Origin of the sequence: Chroococcus sp. FPU101 (assembly GCF_017312365.1) — a bacterium.
In the GTDB taxonomy this organism is placed as follows: domain Bacteria; phylum Cyanobacteriota; class Cyanobacteriia; order Cyanobacteriales; family Microcystaceae; genus Chroococcus.
This window is the reverse complement of record NZ_BLJI01000002.1, coordinates 373,449-392,106: the sequence shown is the minus strand read 5'-3', so window position 1 is coordinate 392,106 and position 18,658 is coordinate 373,449. Positions and strand designations below refer to the sequence as shown.

The 18,658-nt window shown below is 35.2% G+C and carries 14 protein-coding genes; all 14 read right to left on the bottom strand.

Going from position 1 to position 18,658, the window contains the following annotated elements:
- Nucleotides 1–5 precede the first annotated feature (5 nt).
- The 14 genes from cas4 to CFPU101_RS04405 all read right to left on the bottom strand — a co-directional run bounded on the left by cas4 (nt 6) and on the right by CFPU101_RS04405 (nt 18,658).
- Nucleotides 6–587, bottom strand: a complete 582-nt coding sequence (gene cas4, locus CFPU101_RS04470) for a CRISPR-associated protein Cas4 (protein ID WP_206814116.1) — start codon at nt 585–587, stop codon at nt 6–8.
- On the bottom strand, nt 584–1,576 hold the full coding sequence (cas6, locus tag CFPU101_RS04465; protein ID WP_206814115.1) for a CRISPR system precrRNA processing endoribonuclease RAMP protein Cas6: 993 nt from the start codon (nt 1,574–1,576) through the stop codon (nt 584–586). The genes cas4 and cas6 overlap by 4 nt, the downstream gene beginning before the upstream one ends.
- The gene (locus CFPU101_RS04460; protein ID WP_206814114.1) at nt 1,563–2,279 is read right to left on the bottom strand and encodes a hypothetical protein; all 717 of its coding nucleotides are present in this window, start codon (nt 2,277–2,279) and stop codon (nt 1,563–1,565) included. Before CFPU101_RS04460 ends, cas6 begins: the two co-directional genes overlap by 14 nt.
- Nucleotides 2,280–2,440: 161 nt before the next feature.
- Nucleotides 2,441–3,382, bottom strand: coding sequence for a DevR family CRISPR-associated autoregulator (locus CFPU101_RS04455; RefSeq protein WP_206814113.1), 942 nt, complete (start codon nt 3,380–3,382; stop codon nt 2,441–2,443).
- A gap of 30 nt (nt 3,383–3,412) precedes the next feature.
- Nucleotides 3,413–5,224 (bottom strand): hypothetical protein, encoded by a 1,812-nt coding sequence (locus CFPU101_RS04450; RefSeq protein WP_206814112.1) that lies wholly within the window; start codon nt 5,222–5,224, stop codon nt 3,413–3,415.
- Between the two features lie 44 nt (nt 5,225–5,268).
- Nucleotides 5,269–7,998 (bottom strand): CRISPR-associated helicase Cas3', encoded by a 2,730-nt coding sequence (gene cas3, locus CFPU101_RS04445; RefSeq protein ID WP_206814111.1) that lies wholly within the window; start codon nt 7,996–7,998, stop codon nt 5,269–5,271.
- 19 nt (nt 7,999–8,017) lie between these two features.
- Nucleotides 8,018–10,252, bottom strand: coding sequence for a TIGR03986 family CRISPR-associated RAMP protein (locus CFPU101_RS04440; protein WP_206814110.1), 2,235 nt, complete (start codon nt 10,250–10,252; stop codon nt 8,018–8,020).
- Nucleotides 10,249–10,839, bottom strand: a complete 591-nt coding sequence (gene csx19 / locus CFPU101_RS04435) for a CRISPR-associated protein Csx19 (RefSeq protein ID WP_206814109.1) — start codon at nt 10,837–10,839, stop codon at nt 10,249–10,251. Before csx19 ends, CFPU101_RS04440 begins: the two co-directional genes overlap by 4 nt.
- Nucleotides 10,832–12,358 (bottom strand): RAMP superfamily CRISPR-associated protein, encoded by a 1,527-nt coding sequence (locus CFPU101_RS04430; protein WP_206814108.1) that lies wholly within the window; start codon nt 12,356–12,358, stop codon nt 10,832–10,834. The genes csx19 and CFPU101_RS04430 overlap by 8 nt, the downstream gene beginning before the upstream one ends.
- A complete protein-coding gene (locus tag CFPU101_RS04425) occupies nt 12,358–13,962 on the bottom strand; it encodes a hypothetical protein (protein WP_206814107.1) in 1,605 nt (534 codons plus the stop codon). Before CFPU101_RS04425 ends, CFPU101_RS04430 begins: the two co-directional genes overlap by 1 nt.
- Nucleotides 13,959–14,654, bottom strand: a complete 696-nt coding sequence (locus CFPU101_RS04420) for an RAMP superfamily CRISPR-associated protein (protein ID WP_206814106.1) — start codon at nt 14,652–14,654, stop codon at nt 13,959–13,961. Before CFPU101_RS04420 ends, CFPU101_RS04425 begins: the two co-directional genes overlap by 4 nt.
- The gene (locus CFPU101_RS04415) at nt 14,629–16,266 is read right to left on the bottom strand and encodes a hypothetical protein (RefSeq protein WP_206814105.1); all 1,638 of its coding nucleotides are present in this window, start codon (nt 16,264–16,266) and stop codon (nt 14,629–14,631) included. The genes CFPU101_RS04420 and CFPU101_RS04415 overlap by 26 nt, the downstream gene beginning before the upstream one ends.
- Nucleotides 16,267–16,277: 11 nt before the next feature.
- On the bottom strand, nt 16,278–17,633 hold the full coding sequence (locus tag CFPU101_RS04410) for a DUF1887 family protein (RefSeq protein WP_206814104.1): 1,356 nt from the start codon (nt 17,631–17,633) through the stop codon (nt 16,278–16,280).
- 98 nt (nt 17,634–17,731) lie between these two features.
- On the bottom strand, nt 17,732–18,658 hold the full coding sequence (locus CFPU101_RS04405) for a CRISPR-associated protein Csx3 (protein ID WP_206814103.1): 927 nt from the start codon (nt 18,656–18,658) through the stop codon (nt 17,732–17,734).

The following is an 18,658-nucleotide window of genomic DNA, read 5'->3' as shown; positions in this document are numbered from 1 at the left end:
AAGCTTTAAATTAAGGTTTTAAGATAGGTGACTTCTTCGGGAAGACAAATATTTTTTAAGCTACAATCTTTACATTTTTTGATATTATCAAGTGGTAAAGGTATCGGTTGATAAACTGCTAGTTGCGCCATTTGGATATTTTGTTCGGTTAATTGTCGTAGTTGGGGAGTAAAATCAACTTTTTGACGGCGACGACTAGCATGATAAAATATCTCTCCAAAAGCTATTGTTTTTCCCAATCTTTCCTCTAAACAAATAGCAGCAGCACACAATTGAAAATGATCGTTTAAATGTCGTCCCATTCGTCCTTTTTTGTATTCTATCGGAATAAGTTGATTGTCTTTTTCTTCAACTGCATCAATAATTCCATTAACCATTAAGCGATCGCTCCACACCCATTGATGTCGGTAAATCGTAGTATCTTCTTCTTGAATAATTCCTTCTTCGTCAATATTACGATGTAAATGACGACCCATAATGATATGTTCGTTATCATCCATTTCACCGAGTTGATATTCCAAATAGAAGCGTCGCGGACAATATTCCCACGCATTGAGATAAGCTAAAGGCAAATAATTTTCATTCATAACTGAATCTGTCCCATTCCCATTCCCACTTTTCGACCGACACCTGCAAACTGACCAAAATGTGCTAATGTAGTAGCGATTTTGGCTTGTTCTAAACTTGGAAATTCATAACAAACCCATCCTGTAGAACCAATTTCAGGACTTCCTTTCATTTTTAAAGCATGAGTTTTTAACTCAAAAGCACTGGTTAAACCTTCCCATTCAATCATTGGATAGTGAAGTTCTTCAGGTGCGAATTGATTCCAACGTTTGCGTAAACTTTCAAAAAATAATTGTGGTAAAGGAAAGGGTTGAATGAATTTATCTTGTTTGAAACTGGTTGGAGACTGTAGACGTAAATTAATCGTTTTTTCGGTCGGAATTTGAAATAAAGTTGAATAGGTACTACTTTGTAAAAGTCTAATTCCTTGTCCGAGACGACACGGAACATCTGCAAGAATGATGTCATGATCTAAATGGCGAGAGATACCATAAAGTAAAGGAGAGAGTAGAAAAGGTTTAATCAATCCAATTTTTAAGATCATTCGAGTTTTTACAACATCAGGAAAAATGCTTAAACTCATTGGAATTAAATCACTTTTATGGATAGATTCAGCTAAACAAGGATCAGCTTCCGCTAACCATGTAAAAAATAAAGCGTGTATTCCTCGGCCTAAAGTTTTGGGGAGAGGTTTTTGGGGGTAAACTTGAATTTGGAAGATATGCAGTGTATTAGGATCGGTTTCGACTCCAATAACTCGATAAGCTTTATTTTGCCACTCAACTACCGTATTAGTATTTAGCTGTTTAAAGATGAGTTGCAATAGTGTCGGGTATAAGCGAGGATCGTTTATAGCAACAATGACTTTATCTACACCTTGTTGAGACGTTAAAGGAATAAATGCAATCAACGATCGATATTCTAATAACCATTCACTGAGACTGATAAGGGGATTTTCAGAACAAGGTTGCAAGACTAGGGTTAGCAAAGAAAATTTAGTATCTTTCATAAAAATCGTAGCGGGTACTTGTTTCAATTAGTCGTAGTGGTAAAAATCCCATATTAGGAATTCTGTCTTTATTCAAGGTTGCGCGTTCTGTGGAAAAAGGATTAATTTTATCAAACGTTGTTGTTTTTCCCATATCATCAAGGGGTTGTAGGATAAACCCTTGATCTAATGTTGGTTGTAATTGCGGTTCAATGCTAGAGTATGTACGATCGCTTAAATACTGGAAAAAACAACTGCGTTTACCAAAGTAATTAATCTGAGATAGAAGATATTCGAGTTCTTCTAAACGTTGTGTAGGGCCGAAACAAAGTTGTAACTCTCCTTCCAAGAATATCCATTCTCGAAAGACAAAACCATCTTGCATCGCTAAAGTAGTACGAGATTTATCCGCTTTATCCGTTGTTTGGTCGTAATAACGCAGTTTATAACCGTTGCGGTTGACGATGATTCGTTCAGGAGGTTGAATATAAATTTGTAAATCTCGAATCCATGCAAACTCTTTTTTGATCCATTTTGCAAAATCATTCGCGTGATGTTTTCCAAAATTTTCTAACATCACTTTTAGTAACGCCATTTTAATCGTATAAGGAGTTGGCACTAAATTTGATTTAGCGGCCATATTCGTCGCATCGGAACGCTTGAGGGTAAATAGACTGACGGGTTGATAACTAACTGTCAACCATTCATTTATTTTTTTTGACATATTTTTGATTGGGTTTGGAGACCAAACCCTTACATTTACAAGGTTTACAGTTTCTTTATAGTTCTCTCTTCACCTCTCCCCAAACCCCTCTCCTACGAAGAGAGGGGCTTTTCCCATAATTCCCTCTCCTTTTAGGAGAGGGTTAGGGTGAGGTCAAACCCCTACATTTGATACGGTTGTATTACATTAATTAATTCTTCGATTTGTTCGGCGAATTCTGCGATCGTTTCAAAGAAATACACTTGTATTGTTCCATCGCCATTGATCCGATTGAGGGTATCAGCAAGACTGGTGATCTGACGTTGATATTCAAACTCCAAAGGACTTACCATAGGTGCAGGACAACGACGGGTACTAATTGCGATCGCACCTTCAAAATAATCAGGATGGGGTAAAAGAGTGTTCCGTTTGGCCCCATTGGGTTGAAGATAAGTATAGAGGATACTTTTGAGTAAAGCGTCTAAACGTTGTTTACGTTCAGTTGGACTAATTGCATAATCAAAAGTATGAGGATTATAACCAATGCGAAACGCTTCTACATTTAAGATAGTTGCATATAAACCAGAGTTCACCTGTACATTATAAGGTGTCGGGTTTTCTGTCCCGTATTTTGCATGAAAATAACTTTGGGTTTTGACGAAGGTGGGAACTCCTATCACTGTACCAAATTCGATGACTGATTCTCGTTTTAGTGTTTGTCCTTTCTTTTCTGTCACCATAAACCCTTGTAGATCGCTGATTGTACAACGTTGTAGGACTTTTTGGGTTTTCGTGGTTAAATCCTTGTCATCTGTGGTAAAAACAGGTAAATTTTGATCAAGATCGAAACCAATGCGATCGGGATGACCTTGTTTACCCCCTTCCGATAACGCTAAATTCTCATCTATTGCAATACGTTGCAGATGTTCTGACTGGATATGTTTAAGCATATCTCCAGAAATCCCATTGACAAATTTAGGTTCAGCATCTCCTTTTTCTACAATATAATAACGACGGGTCATCGATTGATTACCCTCATTCCCTTCATTATTCAAAGCGTGTAATTGTAGGGACATCAAACCACTTATCGAGAGAGAATAGACAGAAATAAATTCTTGAGTCATAAATAATGTGTCCTGTAAAAAATCAATAAATTAACTCGCTAGAGATTCTAATGACGCATTTGAAGGATCTTTATCAGTGTTTTCGGCTGATTTTCCCCAACCTTTGGCATATCCATAAGCAATCAAGAGATTAGCTACCAAAGCACAGCCAAATCGTTTATCATCAATTAGGGCGATCAATTGGTCTAAATCTTCTTTTTTGACCCATATACGCCGTTTTTTATCTTCTTGTTGGAGTTTGTCATCAATGCGTAAGTTCTCATTTTCATAGCTGGCTAAAAATGCCGTTAGTTCCGTGATAAACTCTTTTTTAGAACCAGATTGACTGCTTAAGCGTTGTGCTAAACCGTAGATGCGTTCCCATCCTGTTTCTTTTTGTTTCCCCTCAGCATCACGAATTGATCCTGCATAAACCGTTGCACTATTAATCGCTTGAGCAATCCTGAGAAAGCCAGGGTTTTGAGTAATTTCGCTAATCGACCAATCTTGAGTTTTTTGGCTGTTTTTGACCATATTTTCTAATCCTTGTATCGAAAATTGTGGGGGTCTTTTTGCCTCCTTATCAGCTAGACTTCGAGTGATATAGTCTCCGTAACTAGCAGTAAAGCGGAAAAAACTTTTTAGGTTATCAGTCGTGATAAAGTCTCGATAGACGGTTAAAAGTTCAGCATGACCATCATCTAAAGCAAGATAATTGATAATCCATAGATGCTCATCTAAAATTTTTTGGTAAGTGATTTTTTCTGCTTCGGTTTGGGGTGAGATCCAACTGGGTAAACCAAAGGAAAAAATATCTTTTACCCCATAAACTTGACCTTTTGAGTTAAAGTGAATACCTTTAAATCCTTTTACCCGATCCTTAACCGATTTCTTGACAAATCTTCTTTTTTGCGTATTTGCAGGGGAAGAATTGACGGGATAGTAATTCAATAACTCCTTAGTAAATTTTAGGGATAATTCCGCGTCGAATTTAGCGACTCCATGACTACCACTAGGGGGATCGTATTGTCGTAGTTGATTCAACACTATAGAATATTCATTAAGGGTAATATCTTGGGGATCTAGTACCACTAACCGCCAGTCAAAGGATTTTTCAGAAACCTTAACCCTTTCAGCTAGTGCATATTGAAAGATTCCTCCTGCTATCAACCAAGTATCTAACCAGTCTGCTTTTTGAGAACTAAACGCATTCCCATCTGCTTTAATACGACTGACTCCTTGTACAGAACTCGGAAAATAAATTTTAACTGCACTTGCAACTGAAGGAAGTTTAACCCCTGTTTTTTGCTCAAAATACTCAGCGACAGACTCACTCGCGGTATCAGGAGAAGTACTAAAACCATGCAAAAGTGCTGCAATGAAAACCCCAAAATGTTCTTTTAGATTCCATGTATCGAGCCACAAAGCGTTATGATTAGATTCATGGCGTAAAGTAATTAGTATTGCTCCATTTTGTGTCCTAGCGTTAGGTGGATCTATTTCTTCTTGTATCTCTATTTTCTTGATACGCTGTTGATATTTCAACTCTAAGTACCGTTTGCGCTTTTCGACTTCCATCACCACATTAAAAGGATTGGTTTGCTCAATGGGAAGCTTATTAGTGTCGGTTTTTTGTCCGTAGACGAGAGGAAATGAATCGAAATAAGATAGTTTTGCGATCTCATCTAAATCTACATCAACACTCAATTTAATCTCATAGTGCGTTCCTGTATCTTTTAGGTGTATTTCTTTTTTCATCTGTGCAATACTTAAGGCACGTTCGATCAGGTTTGCGAGTCCTAATGTCCGACAGATATCTGCACAAGTATTAAACTGTTTCCGTACCCGTAAAGTTGTTACCATTGCGATCGGTTTAACTATTGTTGCTATTCTATACTTGCTTCGGATTAGGAGGCTTCCGAAAAATCACTGAGTTGGACAGCACGACGATCGCATAAACGCAACGCCCGCACCACCAATAGGTATAATTGATAAAACTCCTCATCATCACTGGTAAAACCATCTAATCTAAATTCTTCAGATAAGTAGGTGAGTTGGGTTATGGTGACAGGTTGTAGCGGTAAATGAGAAGGTAAAAGACGCTTCCAACTTTGCTCTATAATTTTTATCGCATCAGGATGTAATTTAAGTTCTCCTATTTTTGCAAGATCATCTGATTGCCATCCCATCGCCCACGCGGTATGATGACGACCAATAGCCATTAGAATAATATAGATAAGATTAATGATTTGCTCCTCTGTTGCTTGAAAAGTTTCTTCTAACAAAACTCCTAAAGATTCTGCTAAAATTTCTTGAGCAATAAAAGCACCTTCAACCGCATGATTAGGTCGTTTATTGCGTTTTTCATGGTCTTTTAAAGCTTTTTTCTGTTCCCGAGCATCAGGGTTATAATCGGTGTGTGCGAGTAGATAGGATTTAGGATTTTTGCCATTAAATGATTGATGTGCGATCGTTTGCCATCCCCTCATACAATCTTGCCATTTAATTTGTAACTTACCCAAATCATGAGTCAAAATAGCTAAAAATACTAAGCATTCAAATAAAACTTCAGCATCTTGTCGAGAAAGATGAGGAAAAATTTTAACTTGAATAAACTTACCACCAAACAATAAAAGTTCATCTTTGACACTGATTAATTTTTTGCCATCATTAGAGATAAAGGATTTATTCCAACAAGTCCACATCATCCCCAAATGTCCGACATAAGTATCCATGTGATAGCGATACTCAGTCTGTTTTTGTTTCTTCTTTTTTTGATATGAACTAAATTGACTGTCATTGGAATCTAGATTAAACCGTTCAACATCTAAACCCATCACTAAACCAATTTCGTCATCATAATAAGCATAATTTTGATTTAAAAGTAATCTTGGTTGACTTACCAACTCAGAATAAGAAGAAATAGGGATATAAGATTCTTGAGCATAGCTTTCTTTATGATCACTTTTTACATAACAAATTTTACTAAAAATCCAACCACGACGATAAACCTCATCTTTCGCATCCTGATAAACCTTACATAAAGTAGATTTTGGAATAGAGAACACAGGTAAGCGACTGACATTAACTTGATCATCTTCAGCATCATCATCAATAATAATAGCTTGAGCTTCCCAAATAAAAACAGTACGATTATCTACTAAACGGATTAAATTACTTGCTTGTGATTGTTCTCCTGCAAAAACAGCTTTATCCCAATTTTGCTCAAATTCACCTCTATTATTCTTGCGTCGTTCAAAGTTTTTAATATCTTCGCTACAATGTACTTTATTAATCCAATTAGTTTCATGATTAAAGGTTACTTTTTCGGTAGGGCTATGAGTCTGTAAAACATCCCACGTCATTTCGCAAACATCATTTTCATAAGGTGGATATAGACGCTTTGATTTAGTAGCTGAATTGGGTTTAGTGTCTAAATTGGGTTTGGTATCTAAGTTGAGTTTGGAGACCAAACCCCTACCTTCATCGGGTTCATAATCTAGGTCTTGTTCTGCTAATTCTGTGTTATTTGCTGAAAATTCAATTGATTGATAAATATAAACTTTTCCTTTTTCTCCTCTAAACCTAGCACAGCGTCCAACACGCTGAAGTAAACTATTCATCGGACATAAATGAGTGTGCATCACCTCACAAGTAATATTCAAACCCACTTCAATAACTTGAGTAGAAATCAAAACATAACAAGTTCCATCATCTGAATAATTTTGAGAAAACTTTTCTGTAAGATACTTTTCCTTTTTTGCTCTATCTTCAGGTAAAAAACGAGAATGGAGTAAAGTAAGATTAAGTTCTCCAGAATCATTCAATTCATCTAAATCTTTAAATAATCCTTGTGATTGGGAAACAGTATTACAAATAATAATGACACGTTTGCGCTGATTTTCTTGGATATCATTTAGAATAACTTCTGCACTTAAAGGAGTCGAAACAACCTGAAAATATCGTTGATGATCGCCTTCAATTTCTAATAAATCTGATTCATCAACCTTAATAAAATTTAGTTGACTATTAGCAATTTCTGTGCTAATTTGCTGTACAAGTTCATCAGTTAAAGTCGCCGTCATCAATAAAAAAGGTGTAAGACCTTTAATTTGTTGTAATACTTTTAGAACCGTCGTAAAAGCACGATCAGCATCTAATAAATGTAATTCATCAAAAACTAAATATGAAGTAAAAAATACCCCCCCATTAACATTCGCTGAACCCCTCCCCACCGAAAAAGGAATATTTAAAAAACTGCTTAACATTTGGTCGATCGTACAGAAAATAATATCCCCTTCAAAACAAGGATCTTCAGGATTTTCCCCCGTTTGTAAAGTAACAACTAAACGGCGAGAAAGAGAATATATATCGTGCCATTTGTCAATATATTCCTGTACACGTTGACGTAAACTATTTGCTAGAGTGCGTAAAGGAACAACATAAATAAGCTTATTTGGGAAATCATAATTAAAAGTTTTAGCAAAAAGAAAAGGTGCGATCGCGGTTTCCGTCTTTCCCGATCCAGTCGGTGCGCGAAGAATCGTATTATGATGATTTAGGATATTTTGAATCGTCTCTAACTGGAATTGTCGCGGTGTAAAACTTGTTAATTCTTGAAAGTGTTGTTTAATCATTTAGATATTTATATAAAAGCTAAGATTCAATACGTTTGACTTTTCTAATACTTATTCCTTGAACTTTTACAATGTTAACTCTTACAACATCCCCTACATTAAGAAAAACTTTTTCTTTATTAATTTCTTCTAGCGATAAACAATCAGAGCCGGATATTTCATAAGATATAATTGTTCTTAATTGATTTTTTTTACCTTTTTGTATTTGTTCTTCTTTAAGATCAACAACTTTAGCCTTGACTATTTGATTCTCTGAGAAGAGAGATGGGTTATCTTGTAATCTGATTTGTAAAGGTGTAGGAAGTACAAGACGAGCTTTATATTCATTAAAATCGTTACCAAGATAAGGTTGTTGCTGGCGTTCAATTTCCATATAGCGTCTTTCATTTAAATAGTCTTGTGCAGGATTTGTGTTCCAACTTAGCATAGCTAAAAGCTGTTGAATTCTAGGAATAACAGAAAAATTTTCCCTAAGCTGAAGTTCGTTTTTTAAATAATCCTCAAAATTACTTATATACTTTGAAAAGTCTTGCGATGATGATTTTGTTCTTCCTATTGCCCATTGAGTATTACTAAATAAATGATTGTATCTATGTTTGCAATCAGTGAGATATAATTCACTTTCTATTTTAACTGTACCCATACCTAAAGGTTTACCCATACCAAGTTTTAGACGATGTTTACCTTTAGCATGATTGAGTACCCATAACAAAGCACCTAGTTCTACATCTGTTAGGTTTTCAAAGTAGATGGTAAATTTAAAGGTAACACCTTGACTAATTGGTTTAATTTCAGTTATCTGACTTGTTGAGGCTTTCTGAGGTTCAGGATGTTTAAAGTCTGGCTCATTTCCTTTGTGCCAATATAGTTTATGTCCTCGAATTACTGTTTTTTCAACAGGTTTACTAGCATAGTGTTTTAGATTTTCCTTTTTAGCCTCAGTTTCTTGAGGTTGTACTAAGTAATGCTGAAATGTCGTTGGTTTAGGGCTACTCAAAATTTGAGGGATTACTGTATCCTTTATATTTCCTGTGTACCAAAGGTTACTTTCTGCTTTTTGAAATAGAGCATCTGTGATAAAAACTCTACCAGAATGTTGTCTGACTTCTACTTCTTTGACGACTTTATTAGGTTCACGTCTTACCCAGCCAAAGATTGAATCAGCTAAATCAATAACATTAATATCTTTTAAATAGTCAGGGATAAAGTCAACAGCAGAAGAGGCTCTAGTTTTTCCTTTTGGTAAATAAGGAATTCGGAAGTTAGGACTTTGACCAAATAGTTTTATAGAATCGCCAAGTTTAGGGGGACAATAAAATATAGCGCGGCCATTTCTTAATACTCCCTTATCTGTACTAAAAGGGGGTTCTTGTTTTTGAAAAGGTGTTAAAGCATTACAATAATCTTTTATAGCTTCTGGAGCAATAGGAATCAAATTTGCGTTAGCATCTGGTAGATTTATAACATAATGATTTTTCCGTAAACAGTTTGTTTGTTCTGTTGCTCCTTCAAGCATATTACCAGCAGTAACCAAAACACCAATATGTTGATAATCTTGACTATTTTTACTAATATTATTAACAAAATCACGTCCGTTATTTGTGTAAACGTCTTCAAAGCTTATATTGACAAAATATTGAGGATGATAGGTTTCATAATTTTTCATTGGTATTAGTTCAGGAATAGCAACTTGAGCTATTGTCTCTTTTATCCAAAAAAAAGATTGACCGTCAATATTTGAAGCAGGACGGATAAACCAATTACTTCCTTGTTGCTGAAGATAACCAGCTTTAACATTATTACCTTGTCGACCTAGATGGTAGCTATACTCGTTTTTAAGAGGATCATCTCTATCTGCTGCTACTGCACGAAAAAAGAATTTATGCTCATCTGAAACTTTATCTTTATCAATCTTACTAAAGCTAACAATTTCCACTAATGTCCGTAACATTCCCCGTAAACTACTACCAGAAATGGCAGGTTTATCAAATTTATCAGTATAGAAAAAGTTTGGTAAATCTTTAGATTCTTTTCCTGCTTTAAATTCATCAGGTGTCATACCGCAACGAGTATAAAGTGGTGACTCTGTAGTCAAAGTACATTCAATTCTACCCGTATTACGGTCAGAATGATAGCAATCTCCACTAGGTAAAGGTAATTGTGCTTCTACTACTTTTTCAGGTAGCTCTACAAAATTGTAAGGTGCAACAGCTTTTCTATCATTTGGTACATTTTTTATATGTTTTGGATTCATTTTTTTATCTCCTTCTGATAGTAAACATTAACAATACGACTTAAATAAATTCTGGCTACACCATCATCGTTATAATCAATATAGTTACGAACTGATAAACGCAAAGGCCGAGCAGTTTCATCTTTAAAAACGATTCCAGTTAGAGGAACCGCGTGTTTTAAACCTTGTGAACCATCTGATACTAAAGTAAAGCAATCTTTCTCTATTCCTTTAGTTCCCCAAAGAATCTGATTTTCATAAATATAATCTTCTTCTAATAAATGGTCATCTGTAATTAATCTTGCTTTCCAATTTTGACCAACTTTCCATAATAATATTTCAGCTTTTTTGCTAAAAATTCGGCACTGTTGAAGAGTACAAAGACGTAGTTTAGCAAATTTATATTCTGAAAACAGATCTTTTGGTTCAGTTTGAGTAATAAGTGTTCCATCTGACTCAAATCGTCCCCAAATCACCCCATCATCTGCATGAGCTAATAGATAAGTCAATTGGTGTTGTTTAGCTTCATTTTGTAACCAATCATTTAAGGATTTGGTATCAACTATATTTTTAGCATCTTCTAGCGGTACACAATCAGGTTTATTCATGATCCCTCTTCATCGTATAATCTACTAATTCTGAAACATATTTTTGTAATTCTTCTTTTACTTGCTGCTCTGATAAATTAACTTGTTCAATATTTTCTACTTTAAGCTGTGCGTCATTTTGAAAGATTCTCCATTTTTGATGTTTATCTTTTTGTTGCAAAGTTAAAATAGCTTCAATCCCCTTTAATCTTCCTCGTCCAACACTAATAGCACCACCAACAGGTAAATCTTCTGTCCACAAATCTTTTAACAACAATAAAAGTAAACCGATTTCATGTTCTTGAGGACTACGCAATTCTAGATTGATTTCTAAGTTTTTTTCTCCTTGAGGAAATATTGGTTGTTCTTGAAACAAAGCACCAGGATATGCACCACCTGTAAAGCGGTCAATCGCAATTCGAGTTTGTACTAAATCAGTTGTGTTATCGATCTCACTTTCATGAACAACTAAACGACTAGCTTTGGCTTGTTTGGTTTTGTCTTTGCTAAAATCTGGCCCAAATATGTCATCTACAATAGTTGTTGATATATCTAATGTGTTGACGATTCGTTCGGCTCTATGTCTCAAAACTCCTGCTAGACTTGTACCTGATAGAACAGGTTTCAACTCACCATTACGGTTTGATTTTAGATGTACAACATCTGGTGCAATTCCTGTTTCTGCTTGACCTGAGCGTATCAGTAATGGACTGGCAAGGTTAAAGGTTGCATGGATGGTAAAGCGATCACGTTTGTCGTCTGTACTAAGATTAATCTTAAAAATCTCACTAATCTTTCCGATTTGTGGAGCTTTAGCAGATTGTTTTCCCCAATCTCGCTCAAAGGTAAGCCAAGCAATGCGATCGCTCTCTTGTGCTAAGTCAAAATCCCACACTTCCCACTTATCAACATGACAGCGACCAAAACCGCGACGCTTTTTCATCCCCAAGCTGATCTGTTTGTTTTCTAACCCTTGCAGAGCAATACATAAAGCTTTCTTAATTTGAGAATGATCTTTTTCAAGCAATAACTCAAAGCAAAGTGGAAATTCTGTACCTGCTGCAAGTAACTCCAAATCGTATTTAGCTTTATCGGTTGCTGTTCCAGTTTGACTATCGATTTTAACTCCATCTCGCAATTCAATTGTAGGAACTTCGCTACTAATAGAGTCATGAACAATTAAAGGACTTTGGTCACCTTCATCACCTTTATCATCCCTGCGAGGACTTTGATCGCTGTCATCATTTTTATAATCTTTCCGACGAACGGCACCAAAGAGAAAAGTAGATAGTTGCTCTATTTTCTCCTGTTTACCATATCCATTTTCATATTCATGAACATAGTTACGCAAAGCACCTGCAATAGAAGCACCTGTAAGTAAAGCGTGATCTGAAATACTATCTCGAATTAACATCATATCAGTAACACCTTCTATGTCACCACTGCCTAGACAAGTTGGTGTATCTAATATCAAAGTTCCCTTAATAATGATTCGTTGAGTAATATGACGATGATCACGTGCTAATCGTACTGGTTTCATCAGTTTTTCTCCTTCATCGCTCTTTTTGCTGTTGCCATAATGAGGCGTAATGTATATTCATTTACAAGCTGAATTCCAGTTTCATCGTTTACATTTCTTTGAAAGCTAGAATTAAGGATTACTTCCACATCTTGAGGATTTGTAATCCAAGATTTAGGAGTATTTAGCCAGTTTTGAATCGTGTCATATAATGAATTACCATTGTCCATTCTGGCACTTTGAAGTTGATCACGAGCTTTTTTAGTTAAATTTTCAGGGTTTAAAAATTCTTTAACAGTGTCAAAACTATTATTTGATAAACCTTTTATAGCTACTAACAAAAGTCGAGATAGTTGACTATTTGTAATACTACCTGAATTTATAATTTTAGTATCAGCTTCACCCAATTTATTCATTAATTGCTTTTCTAATCTTTGACGATATATTCTATCGAGTATTAAATTAGCTAAATTTTGTGAAGTGGATTCTAAATGAACCTGCTCATTTTCAGTTGTATTAGGTTGTATTGCAGATAATTTTGCTTCATCTGTCCAATTAATAGCAACCCTACCATAACCTTCATTACGACGCTCTCCAATTCCAAAAAATTCAAGATGCTCTATTTGTTCTGAAGTTAATGATACATCTTCAAAAACAACTACACTACCAGCAGATAAAGCAGGAACTTGAGGGAGTGGCAGACCCCATTTACGATTAAATCCTCCGACGATAATGCTATTAGCATAAATTTTGACGTTAGGGAGATCATGACTTAATATTTCTTCAAGTTCTAGCTTTATTAAATGAGCATTAGCTGTAACTTGTCCACATTGATCACGTAAAATAGTATCGCTTAAAAGCGTGATTGTTAATTTCTCGTGATTAAATCGCTTATTAGCTTTAATCTCTATTTCACACCAGTCAGTTGATAACTGTTGAATATTTCTAATTTCTGTTTTTCCATAACCTGCACTCTGTGAACCACCTAACCATAAATTTGCAGATTCTGGTAAAAGCTTTTGTAATATTTTTATTAATTCAGGGTCTTTGCATAGTATTGCTGTTTGAAAAGTCTGCTCTGAATCTAAGGCATCATATCGAAATATTTCCCCTTGTTCTTTGGTTGCTGTGCCTTTTTGACGATTCCGAAAATTATGAATGTTAATGCGGCGTTTTTCGGAATATAAAGTAACTGTTTTTCTTTTTAGTGTACAAAACTTCTGTTCTAGATTTTTGAGTGTGATATTCTCCTCATCTGATAAATCATACTCAATAGCCCGATCATAAATCTGCATAAAACCAGTTGAGTCAGCTTTTGGTAAGCTTGCATCTTTATCTTTAAACCAAGATAGAGGTACTGGTAATGTACGTTTACCTTCGTCGTTACTTTCTAAATAAGCGTTTAAGTAAAGCGTTTTCGTTTCATCAAAGAATAGCTGTTGAACTTGAGTATCGTTGAGATCGAGTTCTCGTAACTGATAATGACGTAAATAGCGACCAATAACCGCACCTCGAATCATACTCCCTGGAATGTAAGAATATGAAACATCGCTGTTAGGATCTCCTTGAAATGAAGTTGCAAGAATGGGTTCTAAAGCATGGATAGAAAATTTAATTCCCTTCATACAGCTACCTCTTGTGTTTTACCAAAATATTTACTAAATTCTTCTGTAATATCATTACCTACTTGATCCAAGAGCCTGCACTGCACATAACCTCTACCTCGATTTCGTCCACTACCTAGATATCTCAGTGCTAATGCACCTACTGCTAATAAAGACAACATTTGGTTGAGTTCAATTACTTCCTTAGCTATCTCAATTCGATCTGTCTCAATAATTAAATCGGCAGTGAATTCAAGTTGACGTATAATGACTCGAAAAGAACGTAAACTACCTTTTTCTGGTGTTCCATCTGGTTTAATAGCAGTTTGACGGCGGATAGTTGTTAAAGCATCCAAGACTTCAGTTTTAGTTAATGTTTTGTCCTGAATTTGGTATGCGATCGCTTGTCGTAAATCCTTTGGTAAACAAGCATCTCCAACGTGAACAGATGCGATTGTTTTAAGAGTGCTACCAGGAGAACCAAACACAGCACAAGCGACTTTTTGCCAATATTCACAGATATTGCCATCTGGTAAAGTAGCAATTAGATTGTCACATTCTTCACTGAGTAAACCTTTGAGAGTACGACCTCGTAAATAAGGAAAACCATCCGAGTCGTGTTCTACTTCGGAGTCTATTAAACCTGCTACCCCGTCTCCTCGTCCGAAAGTCGTGTCACTCAACAATTTAATTTTCAGGTGATACAGACTCATTAGAACCGTCTCCTAATGTAAAATAAAAATCCATTGCTTCAATTGCATCAAAGTAACCACAAACTTCATCTAGCCACCCTTTTTTAACTAAATCTTGATCTGTATTACTAATAAAAGAAGGAAATTCTCTCAATTTATAAACAGAGCGAAAGTCTTGAGTTACTTGTGAGCCTTGGCGTAATATTTCCCGTAAAGCTATAACTTTATTGCGACTCCATTTCTGCTCATCATTGAATTCTTGAACAGCTTTAGTAAAATGTTTCCAAATATTCCAATCAGTTAGATGTGCTTCTAAGCGTACAGGTCTCATATTTAACCGTCCTTCAGAAACTTGATATTCACGTTCTCGTATTTCTTGAAGAGAACCTGATAAACCACTAGATGCGATATGCCAATCTAAAGCGACAAAATTAGCTTTTTCTTCTGGTCTTTTTTTCTGACTTTTTGACTCGAATTTTGTGTATCTTTTAGCTTCTTTACATAATGCTTCGCTCAGTTGGTAAGAACGAGCAAAAGGATAATGAGTTTTAACAATACTAATTCCTGCACAAGCTTTGAGTGGTTTTTCGTCTGCTAAACTATATTCTTGTAATTTTTCAAGATAAAGTGCAGCTAACTCTAGTCCAATACGTCCATCACAGACAAAGGTAACATCATCGCCACCATAAACAATAGGACGAAAGGGAAAAAAGTTATCTTTAATTTTAAATTTTCCTTTAACTGTTTTATTTCCATCTTCATCTTCTTTAATAGATTCGGCTAAAATCTTTGTTATTTGTTCAAGAGCTTTGATTCCAGCATCATGTACATCTTTAGAAAGTTGACGCAGAGCCTTGATGTAGTCTCTATTACATTTTCCTTCACCAAATTCTTGAAAGCGTTTTCCCATTCCGTTACCATCTGCATGAACGACAGCGAGATAACTACTTTCCCCTTCTGTACGACTAAAATCATCAAAGTCTTCAGCAAGCTCATATTTGTTTAAAACATCTGTATTAAAAATTTTTTGTTTTAATATATCATTAGCTTTTTGAACTGACTTAAGTTTTGCTCCTGTTTCTCTAGAAACTAAATAAGTTTTACTACCTGATGGCATTTTATATTTAGGCTCATCACTTCTTCCTATTGCTGGTAGTTGAGTAGAATTGCAAGTAGCATTTACCCCTAAACCAAGTAAAGGTGTAGAAGGAATTCGACTATATTTATTCTGTGCCATTTTCTCTTGCATTAATTTTTCGACAATTTCATATAAAAATTCTGTATCCCATTCAAATTCTGTATGAGCAACGACTAGATTAATACCAGGAGCATCTATTAAAACTTTTTTGCTTAGTTTTTTTGTAAACTCAACAGCAATACTTTTTGTTCTAAATATGACCATAGCATTACCACCACCTGCATAAACTAATTCAGCAGGTAATTGACTATTTTCAATAGGTTCTTGTTGCTGATTTCTAGGAACGCCCAAATCTTTTAACGTCTCTTCTAACCAATCTCCTGTAACCTGCAATAAAATGTGGGACGCTCCAATATTTTCCCTCAACCGATTACTACCAAAGATATAAGATTGAATACCTGTTGTATCTATAATAGTTACTGTAAATTTGCTCATTTTATTGCTTCCTATACATTGTAAATCCAAGTCATAATTTTTTGCTCCAAATCTATTAAATCATCACGACCAAAAACTTCTAGTTTATAATCTCTTTTACTACTTTCAGGTGATGAGTTTAAAACATTTATAATTTCTGTTCTCAACGCATTTATAGTGTACTTTTTCTTGCCTTGCGAATCTTCATCATTATCACTAGCACAACAAATTAGAGCAACTCTAGCTTCATCTCCGCCTAACTGTCTAGCTCGTATATGAGCTTCAAAAAGTTTTGATTTACAAAGCGATTTGTCTGTAGATGTAGTACAAGAAATAGCAAAAAGCTGATAGCCTCTCGTAAAAGCGACATCAAATTGAAATTTATTTTTGTTGCTGTTTGGGTCTTTAATCCAAAATGAAGTAGCACTATCATCAATTTCTAAATCTTTTGAAATAGACTGAACCTGTTTCAAAACATAATGCTCAAGCCATTCACCATCAAGCCATTGACAAATATCTTTTACTTTATCAAAATCTTGGCTTTTAATAGATTGTAAAGATATTTCTTCTCCAATTACACCTAATTGTGCTAACGCTTTAGTTATAGAATCTGAATCTATTAGGCTCACTTCATTATTGTCTTTATCATTAAATTTTAGATTTAAAAAAGGGACTTGTTTAAGCTTATTCTCTGTTAACCAATTATCTTTATTATCCTTAGTTAGCTTTCGTAATACTTCGTCGCACCAAGTCCGCCATAACTTAACTAAATTCTCATCTGTATGAAATTCAGCAAAGGACTGAGCAGCATTAGGAAATTGAGGCGTTTCAATAGGTTTTCGTTTATCTAACCATTTCCATCCATGTATATGAAATATTTTTTCTAACTTTATTTGTAAATCTTCAGGTTTAACTTTAATACGTTTTGGTTCTCCTTCTTCTCGATCAATACACATTTCTAAATGACGTGCATCAAGATAACTAAAAATTATTTCAGGACGCTGTTGAAAAGACTGATTACTATTTTTTTCATAGAATAACGCTCTGTACGCATGAACCGACATAGCTTTGGTTCCACCCGTATAATTCAACCCAATTTTACCCGTCTTAATTTCTCCCAATTTTGAACTAATTTTATTTTGAATATAGTTAGCGTCGGATTCATACTTACCTAGTGAGATAAGTTGAGCTTGTTTCAATCCATTTAATTCGCTCTGTAAAATTTCTCCTAAACGTTTTGCCTTATCCTCTGTTCCTGTGGTGTATACCAGATAAGGTGTTCCGCCGTCTTTGTTTAGTAAAAGATTAGCTGCTACATAATTCGGTAATGGATTCTCCCCAACGAGTAAAAATAGATGATCGACTTTAAATTCTTTTGGAATACTCATACACTCTCCTGTCACTACACCTAGATTTCCCAAAATTTAAGGAAAACTATCATTTTTTATGTAAATATGAGCAAAGTTATGTAAATGATTATCATTGATTAACATATTTCTTTACATAAACATCTCAAAATCCCTTTCAGCAAAACTTCTGGTATTTGCCTGACGTGATTTCGTACCCATTTTCCTGCGACGATTTCTAAAAAAGGTTCGGTTTTGAGGATTTCTATTTTCTCTTCTAAGACGCTGTGAATTACGGCTATGGGTTGCAATTTTTGACTAAAAAGCTCGTGCCATTCCTGTATTTTTTCGGGGTCACTGCTAATAATGATGTAATGAGTACACTGTTCTATAACTGGGTTTTTAGCAATATCGGCTTTACCACCAACATCGACTAAGGTTATATCGACAACTTGACGGATTTTTGTTACAGATTGAGCATGATATGTAAAGTATTCTGGTACTAATTTTTCTGCATTCGGTTTGAGATGAATTTTAGTTTTATTGCGTTGTTTTAGTTTTTCTGCTAATTCTTCGGGTGTTTCATAAGTGTGATTTCCCTCTCCATCCCAATTAGCACGATGTAAGTAAACTTGTGCTTCGGGTTGATATTTGGCTAATGTTTTTCTTAGTGCATTAGAAAAAACACTTTTACCGCTATTGGGTGGGCCGCCGATGATAATTGTGATGTTTGGAATTGTGGTAAATTGAATGGGTATACTGTCCCCAACTGTCGGTGATGAAACTTGACTGACAACAATAACAGCCGCTTGTAAATTAAGGTTAAAACAAGCTACCCAAGGATAAGAAGATAATCGCTCGATTAAATAGGTATATAACCAAATGGGAGCAGAACCATATAAAATAATTCCTTGAGTACGATCGAGTTCTTGGGGTATTTCTAGGGTTAACATCTCTTCAACAGTAATTAAACTTTGGGGTTGAAGTAAGTTAATTGCTAGAGTTTGATAAGTATTGTTTCCCTGTAGTTGAATAATCTCTAATTGAACTTGGGATTTTGTTGTCAT